The sequence below is a fragment of the Parabacteroides leei genome (assembly GCF_023369805.1).
Lineage (GTDB): Bacteria > Bacteroidota > Bacteroidia > Bacteroidales > Tannerellaceae > Parabacteroides > Parabacteroides leei.
Window position 1 is genome coordinate 44,453 of record NZ_JAMBQG010000006.1, and the last position, 19,671, is coordinate 64,123.

Genomic DNA, 19,671 nt, shown 5'->3' on the forward strand with positions numbered 1-19,671 from the left:
GATAAGAAAAATAGGATAGGATATAGTATCCGGGTTTTATTTATCGTCATAATGACCTAAGGGATGATACTTTCCCATATATTGTTGATGTCTTTCACTTTTGTTGTTTTCCCGTTACTGATTTCTTTTTCTGCTTCTTTGATTCGCTTGATTAGTGCTAGATCGTTAGTGCTTTTTGCGAGATGATCCATTAAGTCATCAATATCTTTTGCCGTATATACTCTACCTTTAGCAATATCATTCAGTGATCGGTCAATATTGTTTCTTTTTCTTCCCATATATTTTGTTTTAGTTATTACAAATGTAGTCCTTTTTTGCAAATAACTCATTCCTTTTAAAAAATAAATATGTACATTCGTGAATTGTCTGATTGGCTAAGAATAAGTAGTAACCGTTAATTGAATAAAATATGGCAAGGTATCTTTATTGGGTGTGTTTATGCTATTTGCTATGCTTGTTTAGTAGTTGTAATACAAAAAGTGCCGGGGGAGAGGCGGAGGAGCTGCCTTTTAATCCGCATGTGGAAGCATTTACTTCCGGCAAGATATCCCGGTATACGCCGGTCTATCTGATCTTTAACCAGGATATCGCACAGGATAAACTGAATAGTGACGGGTTGAGTAAGCTTGTCCGTATAAAGCCCGAGGTGGCCGGTGAGTTTTCTTTTGAGAATAACCGGACTATCGTATTCAAACCGACCAAAGCATTTGAACGGAATACAACCTATAAGCTGACTGCCAACCTTTCCGAATGGTTCGACGTGACTGGTAAAGAGAAGGAGTTCGCCTTTGAATTTTCCACCTTCCCGCTGGCACTTCGTGCAAACCTGGAGTCGATGGATATCAATGCAAAAAATGAGAACGGTTATGATATAGTCTGTACCCTATTTACTCCGGATAAGGAAACACCGGAGACGGTCGAGCCACTCGTGCGCTACTCGGAGAAAGCGGATGCGGTATGGCAGCACAGTCCCGACGGTAAGAAACATCAGGTGACCTTGCAGAATGTACAAGCCGGCAGTGACGGCACGCGGACATTCACCCTTTCGGTGGCTCCCAATAAATCGGGGGTGGCGGAAGACAAACTGCTTACCGTCCCTATTCCGGATGTGAACGATTTCGACGTATATGACGTGGCCTATGTGACAGAACCTGAACGTTATGTGGAAGTGACGTTCACCAAAGACCTGGACGTTTCGCAGGACATGCAGGGACTGGCTTTCATCGCAGGAAATACATCCGAGACGGTCAACGTGGAGGGCAACCGCCTCCGCCTCTATCCCGACAGCCGGCGTAAGGGCGTTATGAATGTACACCTGACCCGCCAGATCCGTAGCAAGAACGGGCTGACACTGAAAGAAGACGTTACCCGCCAGATCGAGATCAACACCTCTTTGCCCGACGTTAAGTTTATCGGACAGGGAGTAGTCATCCCGCAATCCACCGAACTGCTGGTACCTTTCCGGGCCGTTTATCTTCGGGGAGTGGTGGTTCGCGTGATAAAGATACTGGAACAGAATATCGGCCAGTTCCTGCAGGTGAACAACCTGGACGGGACTTCCGACCTGATGCGCGTAGGCCGTCTGGTTGCCCGTAAGACGATCTTCCTGGATGAAGACGGCAGCGACCTTTCGCAGTGGAACACCTATGCCGTCGACCTCAAGAAACTCATGGAGCCGGAGCCCGGAGCCATCTACCGGGTAGAGCTTTCTTTCAATAAAGACCTGTCGGCCTATCCTTGTGACGACTCGGTAAAAGTATCGCGCGAACAACTTCTGGCTGAAGACGAGATCAAGTTCAAGGAAGAAAGCTCCCGCTTTGATGATGGCGGTTACTATTATTATAACGGCGATTTCAACTGGAACGATTACAACTACAGCGAACGGAATGATCCTTGTTCGAACAGCTACTATTATAATAAGGTAGAGGGCAAGAACGTATTGGCCACCAACCTGGGACTGATGGCAATGGCCGGCGAAGACAACGAAATGACGGTATTGGTACATAACCTGCTCAGTACGTTTCCCGAAAACGGTGTCAATGTCTCCATCTATAATTACCAGAACCAGGTTCTGGCTTCCGGTACGACCGACAACAAAGGAGAAGTGAAACTGAAGATCGCTTCCGGTAAACCTTTCTATATTATAGCCTCGCAGGGTTACCAACGTTCCTACCTGCGTGTGGATGGAGGTTCGGCATTGTCGTTAAGTTCGTTCGACGTATCCGGTGAAGTGGTACAGAAAGGGATCAAAGGCTTTATCTACGGTGACCGGGGCGTATGGCGTCCGGGCGATACGCTTTTCCTTAGCTTTATGCTGAACGACCGGGCAAAGAAACTCCCCGCCAACCATCCGGTAGTGATGGAACTCTATAATCCGTTGGGACAGCTTTACCTGCGTAAGACACAGACACGCGGCGAACTGGGCGTTTATTCTTTCGCCATGCCGACCGAACCGGATGCACCGACCGGAGCCTGGAATGTGAATGTAAACGTAGGCGGTGTAAGTTTCACCAAACGTCTGCGTGTGGAATCGATCAAACCGAACCGTTTGAAGATAGACCTGTCCATCGGTAAGGGCGGTTCGCGAACCGCCCCTACGATATTGCGGGGCGAACCTCTGAACGGACGACTGCATGTGGAATGGTTGCAGGGAGCAACGGCAAGGAACCTTAAATACGATATCCAGGGAACCTTTATCTCGACCCCGACCACCTTTAAGGGCTATAAGGATTTCTATTTCGACGATCCGTCGAAGGTCTTTAACAGTGAAGAAAGTAAACTGATCTCCGGTACGACCGACGACAAGGGGGATGCTACCGTACAGGCCAGGTTCGAGATCGGTACGACCGCTCCGGGCATGTTGATGGCTAACTTCGTGACCCGTGTCTATGAAGAGTCGGGCGATTTCAGTATCGATGCGAACAGGATGCTTTATTCTCCTTACAAACGCTATGCCGGTATCAAGTCGCCGCAGCAGACACGTGAACAGTTGAATACCGGAAGCAATTATACGTACGAAGTCGCTTCGGCCGACTATCTGGGAAATCCGCAGGCAAACACGGAACTGGATGTGCAGGTATATAAGGTATATTGGTACTGGTGGTGGAGTTCGGACAACAGCAGCCTGGCTAACTACGTATCCGATTCTTATAATAAGCCGGTCAAGCAATTTACCGTCCGTACCGGCGAGAACGGCCGGGGCACCTTCCGGCTCTCGTTCAGCAACGAGGAATGGGGTACCTATTTTATCTCCGTGAAGGATAAGGAAAGCAAACACTCCACCGGAGTAATGAGCTATTTCGACTGGCCGTATAACGAAGGACGCCGCAACGCCGATGGTAGCGAGTCGGCCAATATGTTGAGCTTCAAAACAGATAAGGATAACTATCAGCCGGGCGAGAAACTGGTTATCACCATCCCGTCCGCCAAAGGAAGCCGTGCCGTTGTCAGTATCGAGAATGGGACGAAGGTTCTATCCGTTACCGAACATACCTGCGACGACCGGCAGACAACGATCAAGCTGGATGTAACCAAAGAGATGCAGCCGAATGCATACGTCTACGTCACGTTGTTGCAACCTCACGGGCTTACGCAGAACGACCTGCCGATCCGTATGTACGGCGTCGTACCTTTCACGGTGACTTCTCCCGAAAGCCATCTGTATCCGCAGATCAGTGTGCCCGACGAGATCAAGCCGGAAGCCAAATACGAAGTGGTCGTCTCGGAAAAGGACGGTCGCGAAATGGCTTATACGCTGGCTATCGTCGATGAAGGTCTGCTCGACCTTACCCGCTTCCGTACACCCGAACCCTGGAAAGCCTTTAATGCCCGTGAAGCATTGGGCGTAAGTACCTGGGATATGTATAACTATGTGGTCGGTGCTTACGGCGGACGTATCGAGCAACTGTTCAGTATAGGTGGCGACGATGCCCTGAACAAAGGGCCGAAAGCCATCGTCAACCGTTTCAAACCGGTGGTGCGGTTCGAAGGCCCGTTCCTGTTGCGGAAGGGGAAGCAGCAGCGTCATATCTATACGATGCCGAATTATAACGGTCGTGTCAAAGTAATGGTCGTAGCCGGAAACGGTGAGGCTTACGGGCATGCCGACAAGAGCGTATTCGTACGTAAGCCGGTCATGCTATTGGGTACTTTGCCGCGCGTGATCGGTGTAGGAGAGGAGATGGTCGTACCGGCCACCGTCTTTGCTACTGAAAACGGGGTAGGTGACGTTACTGTGTCAATCAGTTGTTCCGGTAATATGGAGATACTGGGTTCGGCAACCCGGCAGCTTAACTTCACTGAGATAGGTGACAAACAGGCTTCGTTCCGCATTCGGGTAAAAGACAGGCCGGGGGCCGGTCGGGTGACTGTTACGGCATCGGGCAAGGGCGACAAGTCTGTCTACACGACCGATATCGAGATACGTTCCGTCAGCCGTCCGCAGGTGAAGGTACTGCCTGTTACCCTCGAAGCCGGTAAGTCCTGGAAAGAAACCGTTAAGCTCCCCGGCATGGGGGGTACCAACTCCTTGTCGCTGGAAATGTCGGATGTGCCGCCGTTGAATCTTTCTTCCCGCCTGTCATACCTGATCGGGTATCCGCACGGGTGCGTGGAGCAGATCACATCGAAGGGCTTCCCGCAACTCTATGTAGGTGAGTTTGCCTCCTTGACGAAGCAGCAACAGAATACGACCGAAAATGCGGTGAAAGAGGTGATCCGCCGCCTGCGTTCTTACCAGACCGTAGATGGAGCATTCTCTTACTGGCCCGGTGGTACGAGCAGCAACGGATGGGGGACAGTCTATGCCACCCACTTCCTGTTGTCGGCCGAAGCGAAAGGATACCTGGTTCCCGACGGGATGAAGCGTAATGTTTTGAATAACCTGCGCCGTGTTGCCCGCGACTGGAAGCCGGTAAGCTCTTACTATTCCCGTTCGGAAGAAATGACACAGGCTTATCGTTTATATGTATTGGCCTTGGGGCAGGTGCCCGAAGTAGGGGCGATGAACCGTCTGAAGGAAAACAAATCGCTGGCTCCGATGAGTCGTTGGCTATTGGCTTCCGCCTATGCGTTGGTGGGCCGTACCGATGTGGCGAAAGGTTTGATAGAGAAAACAACGGAAGTGAAAACGGATTATTCCGGTTACGACCTGACTTTCGGTAGCGACTTGCGCGATCAAGCCATCCGGCTGATGACGCTGACCTTATTGGGCGATGGCAAAGAGGCTGCCATACTGACCCGCGATATCTCGAAAGTGCTTTCGTCGGACGACTGGCTGAGTACACAGTCGACGGCCTTTGCCCTTGTTTCTATTTCCGAATACATGAGTAAATATAAGGTGTCCGGCACGATGGACTTTACCTATGCCTGTGGCGGAACGACCGAGAAGGTAAGCACTTCCAAAAATATCTGGACGGAAGTCTTGCTCGATAAGGCCGCAGCTTCTGCTTCCGTAGAATTGAAGAATACGGGCAAGTCTACCTTGTTCGCCCGTGTCATCACCGAAGGCGTTCCGGCACAAGGCAAGGAGGAAGCCTATGCCAACGGCCTGTCGATGGCAGTCAGCTATACCGATCAGGAGGGGCGTGCGGTAGATATCACCAAGCTGCCGCAGGGAACGAACTTCGCCTGCGTAGTCACCGTAAAGAACCCGTCTGCACGTGGTTACAACAACCTGGTGTTGACGGAGATCTTCCCAGCCGGCTGGGAAATCCTCAATACCCGCTTCCTGGGTGAAGGGGCAGCCGACAGCAAGACAGCCGGTATCAACTATCAGGATATCCGCGATGACAAGGTGTATAGTTATATCGATCAGCTGCCTTCCGGTCGCCAGGTGACGGTAAAGATCAACCTTTGTGCCGTCTATCCGGGACGGTTCTATCTGCCGCCGGTCTATTGTGAAGCGATGTATGATAATCTGATCCGGGCGAATACGGAAGGGAAAGAGGTTGTCGTTGAGTAGGCATAAACTAACTGTTAAGTAGGGAGGAATGCATTAGTTTCTCCCTTATTTTGTGTTAGCCGGATAGGTAGCCGCAAGTCTTTGGCATATAGCTTCCAGATAGAAGGCATCCGTTTCATCGAAACTGTTCAACGTATCGCTGTCGATGTCGAGTACGCCGACCGCTTTGCCATCATGGATAATAGGCACCACGATCTCCGACTTGGAGGCGGAGTTGCAGGCGATATGACCGGGAAACAGCTCTACATCCGGTACAACCAGTGTACGTGCCTCTTTCCATGCCGTACCGCAAACGCCTTTTCCGATGCGGATACGTGTGCAGGCCAGTGGCCCCTGGAAAGGTGAGAGTACCAATATATCTTCTTTTACCCTGTAAAAACCCACCCAGAAGAAACCGAATGTCTGTTTCAGGGCTGCCGCGATATTGGCCATGTTGGCAATAACATCCGTTTCGCCGGCCAGTAACGACTCTATCTGCGGGAGCAGCGTCTGGTATTGCTGCTCTTTATTTCCATTGCTTACGATCAAGTTTTCTGCCATCTTTTAAACTATTATAGTAAAGCAAAGGTAAAAATTAATCGGAAATATCCGTACCTTTGCACATCAATTGGTTTTTATGACAAAACAAAACTCTCCCTTGGTACTGGGTACCGAACGTATTGGAAAACTGCTTACGCAGTATGCTATTCCGGCAATTATCGCCATGACAGCCTCTTCGCTTTATAACATGGCAGACAGTATTTTCATTGGTCATGGGGTTGGCCCGCTGGCTATCTCCGGTCTTGCCCTGACCTTCCCGCTGATGAACCTGGCGGCTGCTTTCGGTTCGCTGGTAGGTGTGGGGGCTTCCACGCTGGTGTCGGTGAAACTGGGACAGAAGGATTACGACGGTGCGAATAAGGTGCTGGGTAATGTGCTTGTATTGAATGTGCTGCTGGGGCTTGCCTTTACCTTTGCTTTTTTGTTTATGCTCGACCCGATCCTCTACTTCTTCGGGGCAAGCGAGAACACGATAGCGTATGCCCGCGACTATATGGAGATCATTCTCTATGGTAACGTAATCACTCATATGTATCTGGGGCTTAATGCCGTGTTGCGTTCATCCGGTTTCCCGAAACTGGCCATGTATGCCACGCTGGCCTCGGTCGTGATCAACTGTGTATTGAATCCGATCTTTATCTTCGGCTTCGACTGGGGAATCAAGGGATCGGCCTGGGCAACGGTCATATCGCAGGTTATTTCGCTGACAGGGCAGTTTATCCATTTTTCGCGTCCCACGCAGCTGCTTCATTTTAAGAAAGGCATTTATAGATTAAGGAAGGAGATTGTCAAGGGTATACTCTATATCGGTATGTCCCCTTTCCTGATGAATCTCTGTTCCTGTCTGATCGTAATCCTTATCAACCGCGGACTGAAGGAGTATGGCGGTGATATGGCGATCGGTGCTTATGGTATCGTAAACCGTATTATCTTCCTGTTCGTGATGATCATTATGGGCTTCAATCAGGGAATGCAGCCGATTGCCGGATATAATTTCGGTGCCCGCTTGTATCCTCGTGTGACGGAGGTGACGAAGCTGACGATGAAGTGGGCTATCGGGGTGGCTACGGCCGGTTTCCTGTTGTGCCAGTTGTTCCCTACACTGATCGTCAATATGTTTACTACGGATGACGAGTTGGTGAAAGCTGCTGTGTTTGGCCTGCATATCGTGTTTGCTGTTTTTCCGATCGTCGGTTTCCAGATGGTGGCGACAAACTTCTTCCTTTCGATCGGCATGTCGAAAAAAGCCATCTTCCTGTCGCTTACCCGGCAGATGTTATTCCTGATCCCCTGCCTGATTATCCTTCCCCGTTTCTTCGGAACCCTGGGGGTCTGGATCAGTATGCCCGTGGCCGATACGATCGCCACAATAGTTACGGCAATTGTACTGGTTAATCAATTCAAGCAGTTTAAGAAACAGAATTAAGTGGATTATCTGCTTGTAAATGAAAATAAGAAATCCTATCTTTGTCTTGTTACGAAAGAATTTTAGAATGAAAACAAAGGCTGAATATTTGGAATTGCTCCGTTTGTATAAACAGCAAATGGCAGATCGGTACGGGATTATCCGGCTGGGTATATTCGGTTCCGTGTCTCGTAACGAACAGAAGGAAGATAGTGATTTGGATGTTTGTGTGGAGATGAAGGAACCGGATGGTTTTATCCTCCTTAATATTAAGTACGAACTGGAAGAATTACTAAAGTGCAAAATAGATATAATCCGTTTGCGTGATAATATGAATGCTTTACTGAAACGGAATATCGATAGAGATGGCATCTATGTGTAGGGAGGGAGCGACTCTTAAAAGAAAATACTGAATAATTTATGGATAACAAGATCATATTGACTATTGGCCGTCAATTTGGCAGCGGTGGTCGCGAGGTAGGACAGAAGTTGGCTAAGGCATTGGGTATCGCCTATTATGATAAGGAACTGATGGCTGTGGCTGCTAAGGAGAGTGGTTTGAGTGAAGAGTTTTTCGAAAAGGCGGACGAGCGCGCTTCGAGCGGATTGTCTTATGCTTTTACGATGGGGTATTCATACATGGGGATGTTTACGCCTTACAACGATATCCTGTCCAACGACGGGCTGTTTAAGTTTCAGAGTGATGCTATCCGTAAACTGGCTGCCGAGCAATCATGCATACTGGTAGGGCGTTGTGCCGATTATATCTTGCGGGACGATCCGGATTGCCTGAGTTTCTTCATCCATAATAATATGGAAAACCGCATCCAGCGTATTCTCGAGTACCAGCCCGTAACTGTGGAACAGGCAAAAGAATTGATGGCGAAAACGGATAAATCGCGTGCCGCCTACTATAATTATTATACCAATAAAGAGTGGGGCGTAGCCTCTTCCTATAATTTCTCTATCGACGTATCCGTACTGGGTGTAGACGAAACCGTAGAGTTCATGAAAAGCTTTGTTGAACGGAAAATGGAAAAGCGGCCGCCACATTTCGGATAATTTACTATCTTTGTCCCTGACTTATCATAGGGGTGCCTTAATATACAGGCTGAGATTATACCCATAGAACCTGCCCGGGTAATGCCGTGAAGGGAGAATCGGTAGAATTGCTAAATAAAGGAGAGCTTAACCTCTATGTGCTCTCCGATGTTTAAACACTAATTATTATTGTAATGGAACAAATCGTTTCAACAGGGATTATTGACTCTTATTTTGCAAAACTGAAGAGCAACTTATCAATTGACGTGGCTATCGTAGGTGGTGGTCCTTCCGGTATCGTAGCAGCTTATTATCTGGCTAAAGCCGGTAAGAAAGTGGCACTTTTCGACCGTAAACTGGCTCCCGGCGGAGGTATGTGGGGCGGTGCCATGATGTTTAATGATATTGTTGTGCAGGAAGAAGCCATGCCGATCGTGAAGGAACTGGGCGTTACTTATCACGATGCCGGTAACGGTACTTATATTATGGACTCGGTTCATACAACTTCCGCCCTGATCTATCAGGCAACCAAAGCGGGGGCTACTATCTTCAATTGCTATTCGGTGGAAGATGTAGTGTTCCATAACGACGCCGTAGCCGGTGTTGTTGTAAACTGGGCCCCTGTTATCCGTGAGGGTATGCATGTAGACCCGCTGACTATTATGGCGAAAGCCGTACTGGAAGGTACAGGACACGACTGCGAAGTGGCACGCACAGTTGCCCGTAAGAACGATATCCGTTTGAATACCCCGACAGGCGGTGTGATCGGTGAACGTTCACTGAACGTGGAGCTGGGCGAACAGACCACAGTAGAGAATACAAAGGAAATCTATCCGGGATTATTCGTTTCCGGTATGGCAGCCAACGGGGTAAGCGGCAGTTTCCGTATGGGCCCTATCTTTGGCGGTATGCTGATGAGCGGCAAGAAAGCTGCCGAGCTGATCTGCGAAAAGCTCGATAAATAATACGAAGTAAGAAAGTATTATAATAAAGAAGGACGGTTATCCTGTTATCAGGGTTTCCGTCCTTTCTTACTTATAGTAACATAAAAACTCATGTCTTAAGTCACATCTTCTCTACGATCTCCCGTTGTTTCTTGAAGAACTGTATTCGTTGCATCTCACCGCTTTCGGATATCATTGTCGAGAATTTCCTTAGCGACTGGATCCATTCTTTCATGCTTTTGCACATGTCTTTGTCACTCGAAGTGATCGAGTTGATAGAGAATATCCGGATCAGGCTTAGTTGCAGACTGGAAGTCTCTACATAGCTGTAAGTCGCTTCGAAGTTGATGTTGGATATATAAATATGTACATCTTTCCCGGTTTCGAATTTCCCTTTGGATGCGATATTCTCCAAGTCGTCCAGTAACTGTAGGAGTTCCTCCTGTAGTTTGATTACTTCCTCATCAGTAATAAGATGGATACTTGCAAAATATTTAATATCGTTTACCAGATAGAAAAACATCATGCTGTCCCATATATAGTTTGTTGTTTGTATATATAAGGTAGCATTCACAAAATCCTTTTGTGCCTGTTTCAACTCATCAGAGATACTTAGCTCTGAAAAGTATTTTACGCAATTTACTTTCTCATTCTGATACATCCATTTGAATAGGCGGAACTTTGACAAGTTCTCATATTTCAGATAAAAAGTCTGTGGTATCATGTTTGACGCAGTACTCAACTCCGAAGTCGGATCGTCGTGTAGCGACTCAAACACTTTCAGATAGTGGTTAAGAAGAGTATAATACGTTTTGATAGGATCTGAATAATGTAAAAGATTCAGGTCGAACATTGCGTTATTAGTATAACTTATCCCCACGATCTGGACCAGAGAAACCCCCAGTTTCTTTGAAATGATGGAAGCTTCGTTGAGTGTGAAAGGAACTTCACCGCGTAACCTGCGGTACACAGCTTCTTTTCCTATATATAGAATATCCATAAGAGTATTCGCGAGGTTTACTCCGTCGGGTATTTTATTTTTCATCACCTCGATCAGGTTTGTATTTAATACATCTGCATTCATTAGCAATTCTCCCTTTTAAAAATATATATGTTCATTAAATAAACAATATACAAGATGTTTTGTTTCGGAAAACGCAACAAACCTGTTTGGGGCAATGCCTGTGTTTCGAATATCCGTCAGATAGATATCGTGTATATACGAATAAGAAATAGCTACAGGCCAAAATACCTTATATGCGAAATAAAAGTCCCGTTTTTGTGTAGTAAATTCGCATATCTCAATGAAAGAGAGAAAGCATTAGAATGGATGAACTTTATTTTATTTTAGTCTTAGAATTTTTGTTTATAAATTATTTGACCTAACCAAACATTTGCTTGTATAATCAGAATGAGTAGACCACTAATGCTAATACCATGACCAGCAGCCCGGCTGAGAGTTTGCCTCTCGGCCGGTTTTTTTTATTATATTTCTCGCGTTTGCAATTGTGTTGCAAAATAAACTTCCTATTTTTGTAGCAGAATTATGAAAGTGAAAGAAAAGATAATCCGTTATGTTATGTTGGTGGCAAGTATTGTCATGCTGCTTTCTGTGGCGGTGCCTCATCATCACCATAGTAACGGGTTGCCTTGCTTTAAATCGCTGACAACCGATACCCATAGCCACAAGAGTACTTCTTCGCACGACTGCGGATGCAACGGGCATAACCAGGCACTCTTTACTTCACTTCTTTCTCATGCGAGTGATCTCGATGTCAGTCACTTACTTTTCCCTTTGCAAGTTTTATTTGATTATATTAACCCTCCCGAACCGGCCTTCTGCGGACAACTTTTTGATCGTGGCCGAGCCTTTTATATTGAGTCCCTGCATGATACATGGATAACGTGTGCAAGTGGACTGCGAGCCCCTTCTGTGTTATAATTGTTATCGGTTAGAGCGAACCTTATTCGCTTTCCGGTGTTTCTATCTAAACGCCGGACTATTGTCTATTTGCATTAATAACACATTATAATACAATGAGAAAGATATATTTATTGTGGGTCTTATGTGCCTACCTATTAATAGGCTGTAGCGGTGGAGCTACCAAGCAGGACGAACATGATCATGAAGCACATGAACATGAAGAAGGACACGATCACGAACACGAGGGACACGATCATGAAGGACACGATCATGGCAAGGAAGCTGCCTCAGGAGCACATGCCAATGAGATCATTTTCAAAGAAGAATTGGCTAAGGCTGTCGGTTTACAAACAAAGGTAGTGGAACCGGCTCCTTTCACGGATGTAATAAAGACCAGTGGAAGTGTATTGGCAGCACAAGGTGATGAGACGACTGTGGTTGCAACAGTACCCGGTATAGTTACTTTCGGTAGCCTGTCATTTGTAGACGGTGCGGCAGTACGTAAAGGTCAGGCTATCCTGAGCCTGGCGTCCAGTACGCTTTCGGATGGGAACGTGGCGGCCCGTGCCAAGTATGCATACGAGAATGCCAAGAAAGAATATGAGCGTATGGAACAATTGGTGGGCGATAAGATCGTTTCCGCTAAAGACTTCGAACAGGCCCGTTTGAACTATGAGAATGCGAAGGTCGCCTATGAAGCGATTGCCGGCAAACAAACGGCCAATGGCGTATCGGTAGTTTCTCCGATGAACGGTTACCTGAAGAATTTGCAGGTGAAAGAAGGTGATTATGTGGCGGTAGGGCAACCGTTGGCTACTATATCGCAGAACAGCCGCCTGGTACTTCGTGCAGAAGTTTCGGAAAAGTACTATAAATATCTTCCGGCCGTTCAGTCTGCCAACTTCCGTACGCCTTATGATGAGATAGTCTATAAGCTATCCGATCTTCACGGACGTATACTTTCTTATGGAAAGGCTTCGGATAGCAATTCATTCTATATTCCTGTCACTTTCGAGTTTGATAACAAGGGAGCGGTAATACCCGGTTCGTTTGTGGAAGTTTATCTGCTGACTTCTCCGATTGAGGATGTATTGAGTGTTCCTGTTTCCGCCCTGATAGAAGAACAGGGCATTTACTCCGTGTTTATCCGCCTGGATGAAGAAGGATATCAGAAACGGGAAGTGAAACCGGGGGCCAACAATGGTTCGGAAGTACAGATATTATCCGGGTTGAAGCCTGGTGAAACGGTAGTTACACAGGGTGCTTATCAGATCAAACTGGCATCTGCTTCCAATGCTATTCCTGCTCATACTCATAATCATTAATGGGAGGAGCACTATATGTTGAATAAAATTATATATTACTCGCTGCATAACAGGCTGGTAGTCCTGATCTGTGCTTTGCTATTGATGATAGCGGGAACCTATACGGCCTTTCACACGGATGTAGATGTGTTTCCTGATCTGAATGCTCCTACCGTAGTTATCATGACGGAAGCTAATGGTATGGCACCTGAGGAGGTGGAACGCTTGGTTACTTTTCCTGTGGAGACGGCGGTGAATGGTGCTATGGACGTACGCCGTGTACGTTCTTCTTCCACTACCGGTTTTTCTGTCGTATGGGTGGAATTCGATTGGGGAACGGATATCTATCGGGCCCGTCAGATCGTATCCGAGAAACTGGCCGTAGTGGGTGAGAGCCTTCCTGAGAATGTAGGTAAACCGACGCTGGGCCCGCAGTCTTCTATCCTGGGTGAAATGATGATCATCGGCTTGACGACTAAGGATAATGGAAATGCCTCCGTCAGTACGGGCGGTTCGCGAACTGCCCCTACGGAAACCGCCACCACCCAGATGGATCTGCGTACGATTGCCGACTGGACGATCCGTCCGCGCCTGCTGTCGACCGGCGGTGTGGCACAGGTTGCCGTGATCGGTGGCGATATTAAAGAATATCAGATATTGCTCGATCCTGCCCGCATGAAACATTACGGAGTGGGGCTTAATGAGGTTTTGACCGTTTGCCGTAATATGAATCGTAACGCAAATGGTGGTGTACTCTATGAATATGATAACGAGTACATTATCCGGGGCGTTCTTTCAACTTCCAAAGCGGATGAACTGGCTAAAGGGGTAATAAAAACAGTAGACGGTTTCCCTGTTCTGTTGGAGGATGTGGCAACCGTAAAGGTCGGAAGTAAAAGTCCCAAACTGGGTACGGCTTCCGAACGGGGGAAACATGCCGTACTGATCACTGTCACCAAGCAACCCAATACCAGTACGATCGACCTGACGAATAAGTTGGACGGTATTGTTGCCGACCTAAGAAAGAGTCTGCCTTCGGATGTGAATGTGTCTACCGATATTTTCCGTCAGAGCCGGTTTATCGATAGCTCTATTAATAATGTAAAGAACAGTCTGTTTGAAGGTAGTATCTTCGTTGTGATCGTGTTGTTCCTCTTCCTGATGAATATCCGGACGACGGTGATCTCTTTGGTTGCGTTGCCGTTATCGTTGCTGGTTTCTATTCTGGTGCTTCATTATATGGGAATGACAATCAATACGATGTCGCTGGGAGGTATGGCCATTGCGATCGGTTCGTTGGTGGATGATGCGATTGTCGATGTGGAGAATGTGTATAAGCGGATACGGGAAAACCGGATGCTGCCGCCCGACGACAGGCGTTCGATACTGGAGGTCGTGTATGATGCTTCCCGTGAAGTCCGTATGCCGATCCTGAACTCTACGCTGATCATTGTCGTAAGTTTCGTCCCGTTGTTTTTCCTGCATGGGATGGAAGGACGTATGTTGGTTCCGCTGGGTGTCGCATTTATCGTAGCGCTTTTTGCATCGACCGTCGTAGCGCTTACACTGACTCCGGTATTATGCAGTTATCTTCTGAACCGTAAGGCGACTGATCAGAAGATAGATAAAGAAGCGTGGGTAGCCCGTAAGTTGAAAGAATGGTATGGCGGTGCACTGAAAGTGGCGTTGGTGCACAAGAAAACGGTACTGGGTTGTACTATCGGCTTGTTTGTAGTGGCACTGGGTATCTTCTTTACGCTGGGGCGTAGCTTCCTGCCTCCCTTTAACGAGGGATCTTTCACGATCAACGTAAGCTCTTTGCCGGGTATCTCCCTGGATGAGTCGGACGAGATGGGACACCGTGCAGAACAACTGCTGATGCAGGTTCCCGAGATCCAGACTGTAGCCCGTAAGACCGGACGTGCCGAACTGGATGAACATGCTTTGGGTGTGAACGTATCGGAGATAGAGGCTCCTTTCGTATTGAAAGATCGTAGCCGGGAGACTGTTATGAACGATGTTCGTAAGAAATTGTCTACCATCAGCGGGGCCAATATCGAGATCGGCCAGCCTATCTCTCACCGTATCGATGCTATGCTTTCGGGGACGGAGGCCAATATTGCCATCAAGCTGTTCGGTACGGATTTGAACCGTCTCTTTACGATCGGTAATGATATAAAGAACTCCATTCAAAGTATCCCCGGCCTGGTAGACCTGAAAGTAGAGCAGCAGATCGAGCGTCCGCAGCTGACCATCACACCCAAACGTGAACTGATGGCTAAGTATGGAATATCGTTGCCGGAGTTTGAAGAGTATATTAATGTGATGCTGGGTGGCGAGGTAGTCAGCCAGGTATATGACGACGGTAAGACTTTCGACCTGACCGTTAAGACTTCGGACGAAAGCCGTGCCACGATGGAAGATATACGCAACCTGATGATCGATGCAGGAGGGAAGAAGATACCGTTGAGCTATGTAGCGGAAGTACGTTCGGTGACCGGCCCGAATACGATCAACCGGGAGAATGTGCAACGTAAACTGGTTATCAGTGCAAACGTGTCCGAACGCGACTTGCGTAGTGTGGTAAACGATATCCAGAATAAGATAGGCGGTTCGATCCGGTTACCCGAAGGCTATCATATCGAATACGGCGGCCAGTTCGAAAGTGAGCAGGCGGCCAGCCGTACCTTGCTACTCACCTCGTTGATGTCGTTGCTGGTAATCTTTCTGTTGCTTTACAACGAGTTCAAGAATGCCAAGGAAAGCGGTGTGATCCTCTTGAACTTGCCGCTGGCGCTGATCGGGGGGGTGTTTATCCTGTGGATGACTTCCGGTGAGATCAGTATACCGGCCATTATCGGTTTCATCTCGTTGTTTGGTATCGCTACCCGTAACGGTATGTTGCTGATAAGCCATTATGCGCAGTTGCGCAGTGAGGGTTTTTCAATACATGATGCGGTGATACACGGTTCGCTGGACCGTCTGAACCCGATCCTGATGACGGCATTGAGTTCGGCACTGGCTTTGATACCGCTTGCATTGAACGGTGATCTGCCGGGTAATGAGATCCAAAGCCCGATGGCAACCGTTATTCTGGGTGGTTTATTGACTTCTACCTTCCTCAACGGCTTTATCATTCCTATTGTTTATCTTTTAATGAATAAGGAAAAATGAAACAATTCATAATAATAGCGACATTGGTATCTGCCGTATTTTCGGTTAATGGACAGAACTCCATTGATGCGGTCTTACGCAGTGTTGAAGCCAATAACAAAGAATTACAGGCGAACAGCCAGCTGACTGTATCGAAGAAGCTGGAAGCCAAGCTCGATAATAACCTGCCTGATCCGTCCGTTTCGTATGTTCATCAGTATGGCAACCGGGAGGGGATGGGAATCCAGGGGGAACTGGTCGCTTCCCAGTCGTTCGACTTTCCTTCGGTGTATGTGCAGAAGAATAAACTGGCGAAATCGAAAGCTGCCAGTTACGATAATCAGGGAGCAGAGTTCCGCCAGCAGATCCTGTTACAGGCAAAAGTGCTTTGCCTGGATCTGGTCCTGTTGAACCAGCAGAAAGCGTTATTGGATCAGCGCCGGCACAATGCGCAGCAGCTGTCCGAACTGTATGCGATGCGTCTGCAGTCGGGGGATGCCAATATCCTGGAGACAAATAAGATAGACCTGGAGTTGTTGAACGCAAAGACCGAAGCCCGTATGAATGAAGCTGCCCGTATCGCCAAATTACAGGAACTGGCAACGTTGAACGGCGGAATTGCCATCGACTTCACGGATACGGCTTACAGGCAGACGGATGAAGTCCTGTCGTTTGAAGAACTGCGTTCGGAAGCGATCACTTCCAATCCTCAACTGTTGACTTTGAAGAGTGAGCAGGTAGCTGCCCAACGTCAGTTGAGTGTCAATAAAGCGAAAGGACTGCCGGGTTTTGAACTTGGCTATCGTTTGAATACAGCGACAGGAGGCGAACGTTTCAATGGTTTCCTGGTGGGTGTAAGTATCCCGTTGTTCTCAAACCGGAACAATGTACGGCAGGCAAAAGCCCAGTCGCTTTATACCGACCTGCAACTGGAAAGTACTACCTCTGCCGTTGAGAGCGAATTACATCAATTGTATAATCAATCGCTGGCGTTGAAAACTTCTATGGACGAATATAATACCGTCCTGAAAAGTCAGAACAACCTGGCATTGCTGAATAAGGCGATCCAGACCGGGCAGATTAGTATGATCGAATACTTTGTGGATGTGACTACGCTTTATCAAAGCATGCAGAATTATATGCAGTTGCAGAATGAGTACCAGAAGGTAATGGCACAATTATATAAATACAAGTTGTAGACTAGTATTTGTTATTTTGCAAATTGTCAGGTTTGAAACAATATAGCAAACCTTGTAGGGGCAGGTTCTAAACCTGCCCTTTTTTGTATATAGATATATCGTTAGGTATTGTATTTGGAACAATATATCTATCTTTATTCCTTGAAATCAGAAAACAACGAATGAAGATGAAAAACACTACAATCTTATGTTATAGCCTTTCTGCCCTGCTGGCTACAGCTTCCTATGCCCAGGAAAAGAACAGCCTGGGAATGGAGTTCGTACGCATACCGGAAGGAACCTTCCACATGGGCGGCCACGGATTGGGAGAAGATTATGACGAAGCCCCGGTCCATCCGGTAACGATAACAACCCCTTTCCTGATGGGTACTACCGAAGTGACGAATGCCCAATATGAATCTTTCGATCCCACCCATAAAAAACTAAGAGGAAAATACGGTCTCTCAAAGGGAGATGATGAAGCCGTCGTCTTTGTAAACTATCTTGAAGCCCAGGCCTTCTGCGATTGGTTATCGAAAAAAGAAGGTAAAACTTACCGTCTGCCGACAGAAGCGGAATGGGAATATGCCTGCCGTGCCGGTACATACTGGAGTTTCTGGATGGACAACGGGCTTCATGGCGTATACCATAAGAACCAGCAAAATGTCTGGGGAACAGACTCAACGATCAACCTGACAGTAGGAAAGACCCCGGCTAATCCTTTCGGCTTGTATGATATGCACGGAAATGTGGAGGAATGGTGCAGCGACTGGTACGGTCCTTATGAACCATCAGCACAGACAGATCCTGTGGGGCGTGCCGACGGATTATACCGGGTGACACGTGGCGGAAGCCATAGCACCCCTGAAAAATTCCTGCGTTCAGCCAATCGTATGGCCATGTTGCCCGAAGATAAACATTGGCTTACCGGCTTCCGTGTAGTACAGGCCGACAGGGCTGCTACACAACCCCTTCCGGCTATCGAACCCGTTGCCGGACAAGTGATACAAAAGAAACATCACTGGGATGCTCCCCTGAAAACACCTTTCTTTAGTGAACCTCTGGTCTATGTAAAGACTCCTGACTGTTCGTCCGGTGTACCATTCTATAAACATAATCATTGTCCTGCTGTCAGTTGGTGTGATAATGGCGATTTACTTGCCATCTGGTTTACCTGTAATGAGGAATCGGGTCGTGAAATGGTTATTCTGGAAAGTCGCCTGGTAAATGGTAATACGGAATGGACCGAACCGCGTGAATTCTTTCAAGTGCCCGACCGGAACGTGACGGGCTCTTCCCTGCTGAATAACAATGGAACACTGATCCATATGAACGGGGTGGAGGCTGCCGGAACCTGGGAAACCTTGGCAATGGTCATGAGAACCAGTACCGACAACGGTGAAACATGGAGCCGCCCGCGTTTGGTCGCTCCCGAACATGCCCGCCGCCATCAGGTGATAGCCGGTTCATTCAAAACGAAAGAAGGTTGGCTGGTACAAGCCGCCGATGCAACTCCCCGTAGTAACGGAGGCACTGCTTTTCATCTCAGTAAAGATAACGGTCTGACCTGGGAAGATATGGGTAAGACTAATCCCGGCATTTTCGAGGCGGGAGCTTCTGGCGGAACCATTGCCGGTATCCATGCCGGAGTGGTTCAACTGGCAGACGGCCGCTTTATGGCCTTGGGGCGTGGGGACGGGATTGTGGGTAAAGACGGCCTGGAACGTATGCCCATGAGTATCTCGGAAGATAACGGACGTACCTGGACATATAGTGCATCCGAGTTCCCCCCGATCGACGGTGGCCAACGTCTCGTATTGATGCGCCTGAGAGAAGGGCCCATCCTTCTGGTCTCTTTCACCAACCATCCTTTCCGTTTGAAGAATGGTCTGAACGGGATGACTTTTAAAGATGGAAGCGGTAAAGAATATACAGGCTACGGAATGTATGCCGCCCTTTCTTTCGACGAAGGGAAAACATGGCCGGTGAAGAAGTTACTGACAGATGGCAAAAAACGTTTTATGGATGGAGGAGCATGGACCGGTTTCTTTGAAATGGATCAGACGCATGCCGAACCACTTGGTTATCTGGCGGCAACACAGTCGCCCGACGGGATCATCCATCTGTTAAGCAGTAAGAACCATTACCGGTTTAACCTGCCGTGGTTGCTTGAAAATACAGGCTTTCAAGGAAAAATAAAGTGATCCCTTCGGTTTTGCC

13 protein-coding genes are annotated in these 19,671 nt (G+C 47.8%); 10 read left to right on the top strand and 3 right to left on the bottom strand.

Going from position 1 to position 19,671, the window contains the following annotated elements; genetic code table 11:
* Positions 1-56: 56 nt before the first annotated feature.
* Positions 57-278, bottom strand: a complete 222-nt coding sequence (locus M1P97_RS10500; RefSeq protein WP_249389047.1) for a hypothetical protein — start codon at positions 276-278, stop codon at positions 57-59.
* 131 nt (positions 279-409) lie between these two features.
* Here M1P97_RS10500 and M1P97_RS10505 point away from each other — a divergent pair, with 131 nt between their 5' ends.
* Positions 410-5,962: an alpha-2-macroglobulin family protein gene (locus M1P97_RS10505; protein ID WP_249389048.1), complete on the top strand. Its 5,553-nt coding sequence runs from the start codon at positions 410-412 to the stop codon at positions 5,960-5,962.
* Between the two features lie 45 nt (positions 5,963-6,007).
* Here the strand turns inward: M1P97_RS10505 and M1P97_RS10510 are convergent, their stop codons facing one another.
* Positions 6,008-6,502 (bottom strand): GAF domain-containing protein, encoded by a 495-nt coding sequence (locus M1P97_RS10510; protein WP_195375177.1) that lies wholly within the window; start codon positions 6,500-6,502, stop codon positions 6,008-6,010.
* A gap of 76 nt (positions 6,503-6,578) precedes the next feature.
* Here M1P97_RS10510 and M1P97_RS10515 point away from each other — a divergent pair, with 76 nt between their 5' ends.
* The 4 genes from M1P97_RS10515 to M1P97_RS10530 all read left to right on the top strand — a co-directional run bounded on the left by M1P97_RS10515 (position 6,579) and on the right by M1P97_RS10530 (position 9,913).
* Positions 6,579-7,928, top strand: coding sequence for an MATE family efflux transporter (locus M1P97_RS10515; protein ID WP_249389049.1), 1,350 nt, complete (start codon positions 6,579-6,581; stop codon positions 7,926-7,928).
* Positions 7,929-7,995: 67 nt separating this feature from the next.
* Positions 7,996-8,289 (top strand): nucleotidyltransferase family protein, encoded by a 294-nt coding sequence (locus M1P97_RS10520; protein WP_249389050.1) that lies wholly within the window; start codon positions 7,996-7,998, stop codon positions 8,287-8,289.
* Positions 8,290-8,327: 38 nt separating this feature from the next.
* Complete coding sequence (locus M1P97_RS10525; RefSeq protein WP_028726701.1) at positions 8,328-8,969, top strand: cytidylate kinase-like family protein; 642 nt, start codon at positions 8,328-8,330, stop codon at positions 8,967-8,969.
* Between the two features lie 173 nt (positions 8,970-9,142).
* Positions 9,143-9,913, top strand: a complete 771-nt coding sequence (locus M1P97_RS10530) for a sulfide-dependent adenosine diphosphate thiazole synthase (protein ID WP_028726700.1) — start codon at positions 9,143-9,145, stop codon at positions 9,911-9,913.
* A gap of 100 nt (positions 9,914-10,013) precedes the next feature.
* Here M1P97_RS10530 and M1P97_RS10535 read toward each other — a convergent pair whose 3' ends face one another.
* Positions 10,014-10,976 carry a hypothetical protein gene (locus tag M1P97_RS10535; RefSeq protein WP_249389051.1) on the bottom strand — a complete coding sequence of 321 codons (963 nt, stop codon included), beginning with the start codon at positions 10,974-10,976 and terminating at the stop codon, positions 10,014-10,016.
* A 462-nt stretch (positions 10,977-11,438) separates the two neighbouring features.
* On the opposite strand from M1P97_RS10535, the gene M1P97_RS10540 reads away from it, so the two are divergent.
* The 5 genes from M1P97_RS10540 to M1P97_RS10560 all read left to right on the top strand — a co-directional run bounded on the left by M1P97_RS10540 (position 11,439) and on the right by M1P97_RS10560 (position 19,655).
* A complete protein-coding gene (locus M1P97_RS10540) occupies positions 11,439-11,834 on the top strand; it encodes a DUF6769 family protein (RefSeq protein ID WP_249389052.1) in 396 nt (131 codons plus the stop codon).
* 95 nt (positions 11,835-11,929) lie between these two features.
* Positions 11,930-13,141 (top strand): efflux RND transporter periplasmic adaptor subunit, encoded by a 1,212-nt coding sequence (locus tag M1P97_RS10545; protein ID WP_195375231.1) that lies wholly within the window; start codon positions 11,930-11,932, stop codon positions 13,139-13,141.
* A 15-nt stretch (positions 13,142-13,156) separates the two neighbouring features.
* Positions 13,157-16,294 carry an efflux RND transporter permease subunit gene (locus tag M1P97_RS10550; protein ID WP_195375232.1) on the top strand — a complete coding sequence of 1,046 codons (3,138 nt, stop codon included), beginning with the start codon at positions 13,157-13,159 and terminating at the stop codon, positions 16,292-16,294.
* Entirely contained in the window at positions 16,291-17,472 is a 1,182-nt protein-coding gene (locus M1P97_RS10555; protein ID WP_249389053.1) for a TolC family protein, read from the top strand. The genes M1P97_RS10550 and M1P97_RS10555 overlap by 4 nt, the downstream gene beginning before the upstream one ends.
* A gap of 167 nt (positions 17,473-17,639) precedes the next feature.
* Complete coding sequence (locus tag M1P97_RS10560) at positions 17,640-19,655, top strand: SUMF1/EgtB/PvdO family nonheme iron enzyme (RefSeq protein ID WP_249389054.1); 2,016 nt, start codon at positions 17,640-17,642, stop codon at positions 19,653-19,655.
* Positions 19,656-19,671: the final 16 nt, after the last annotated feature.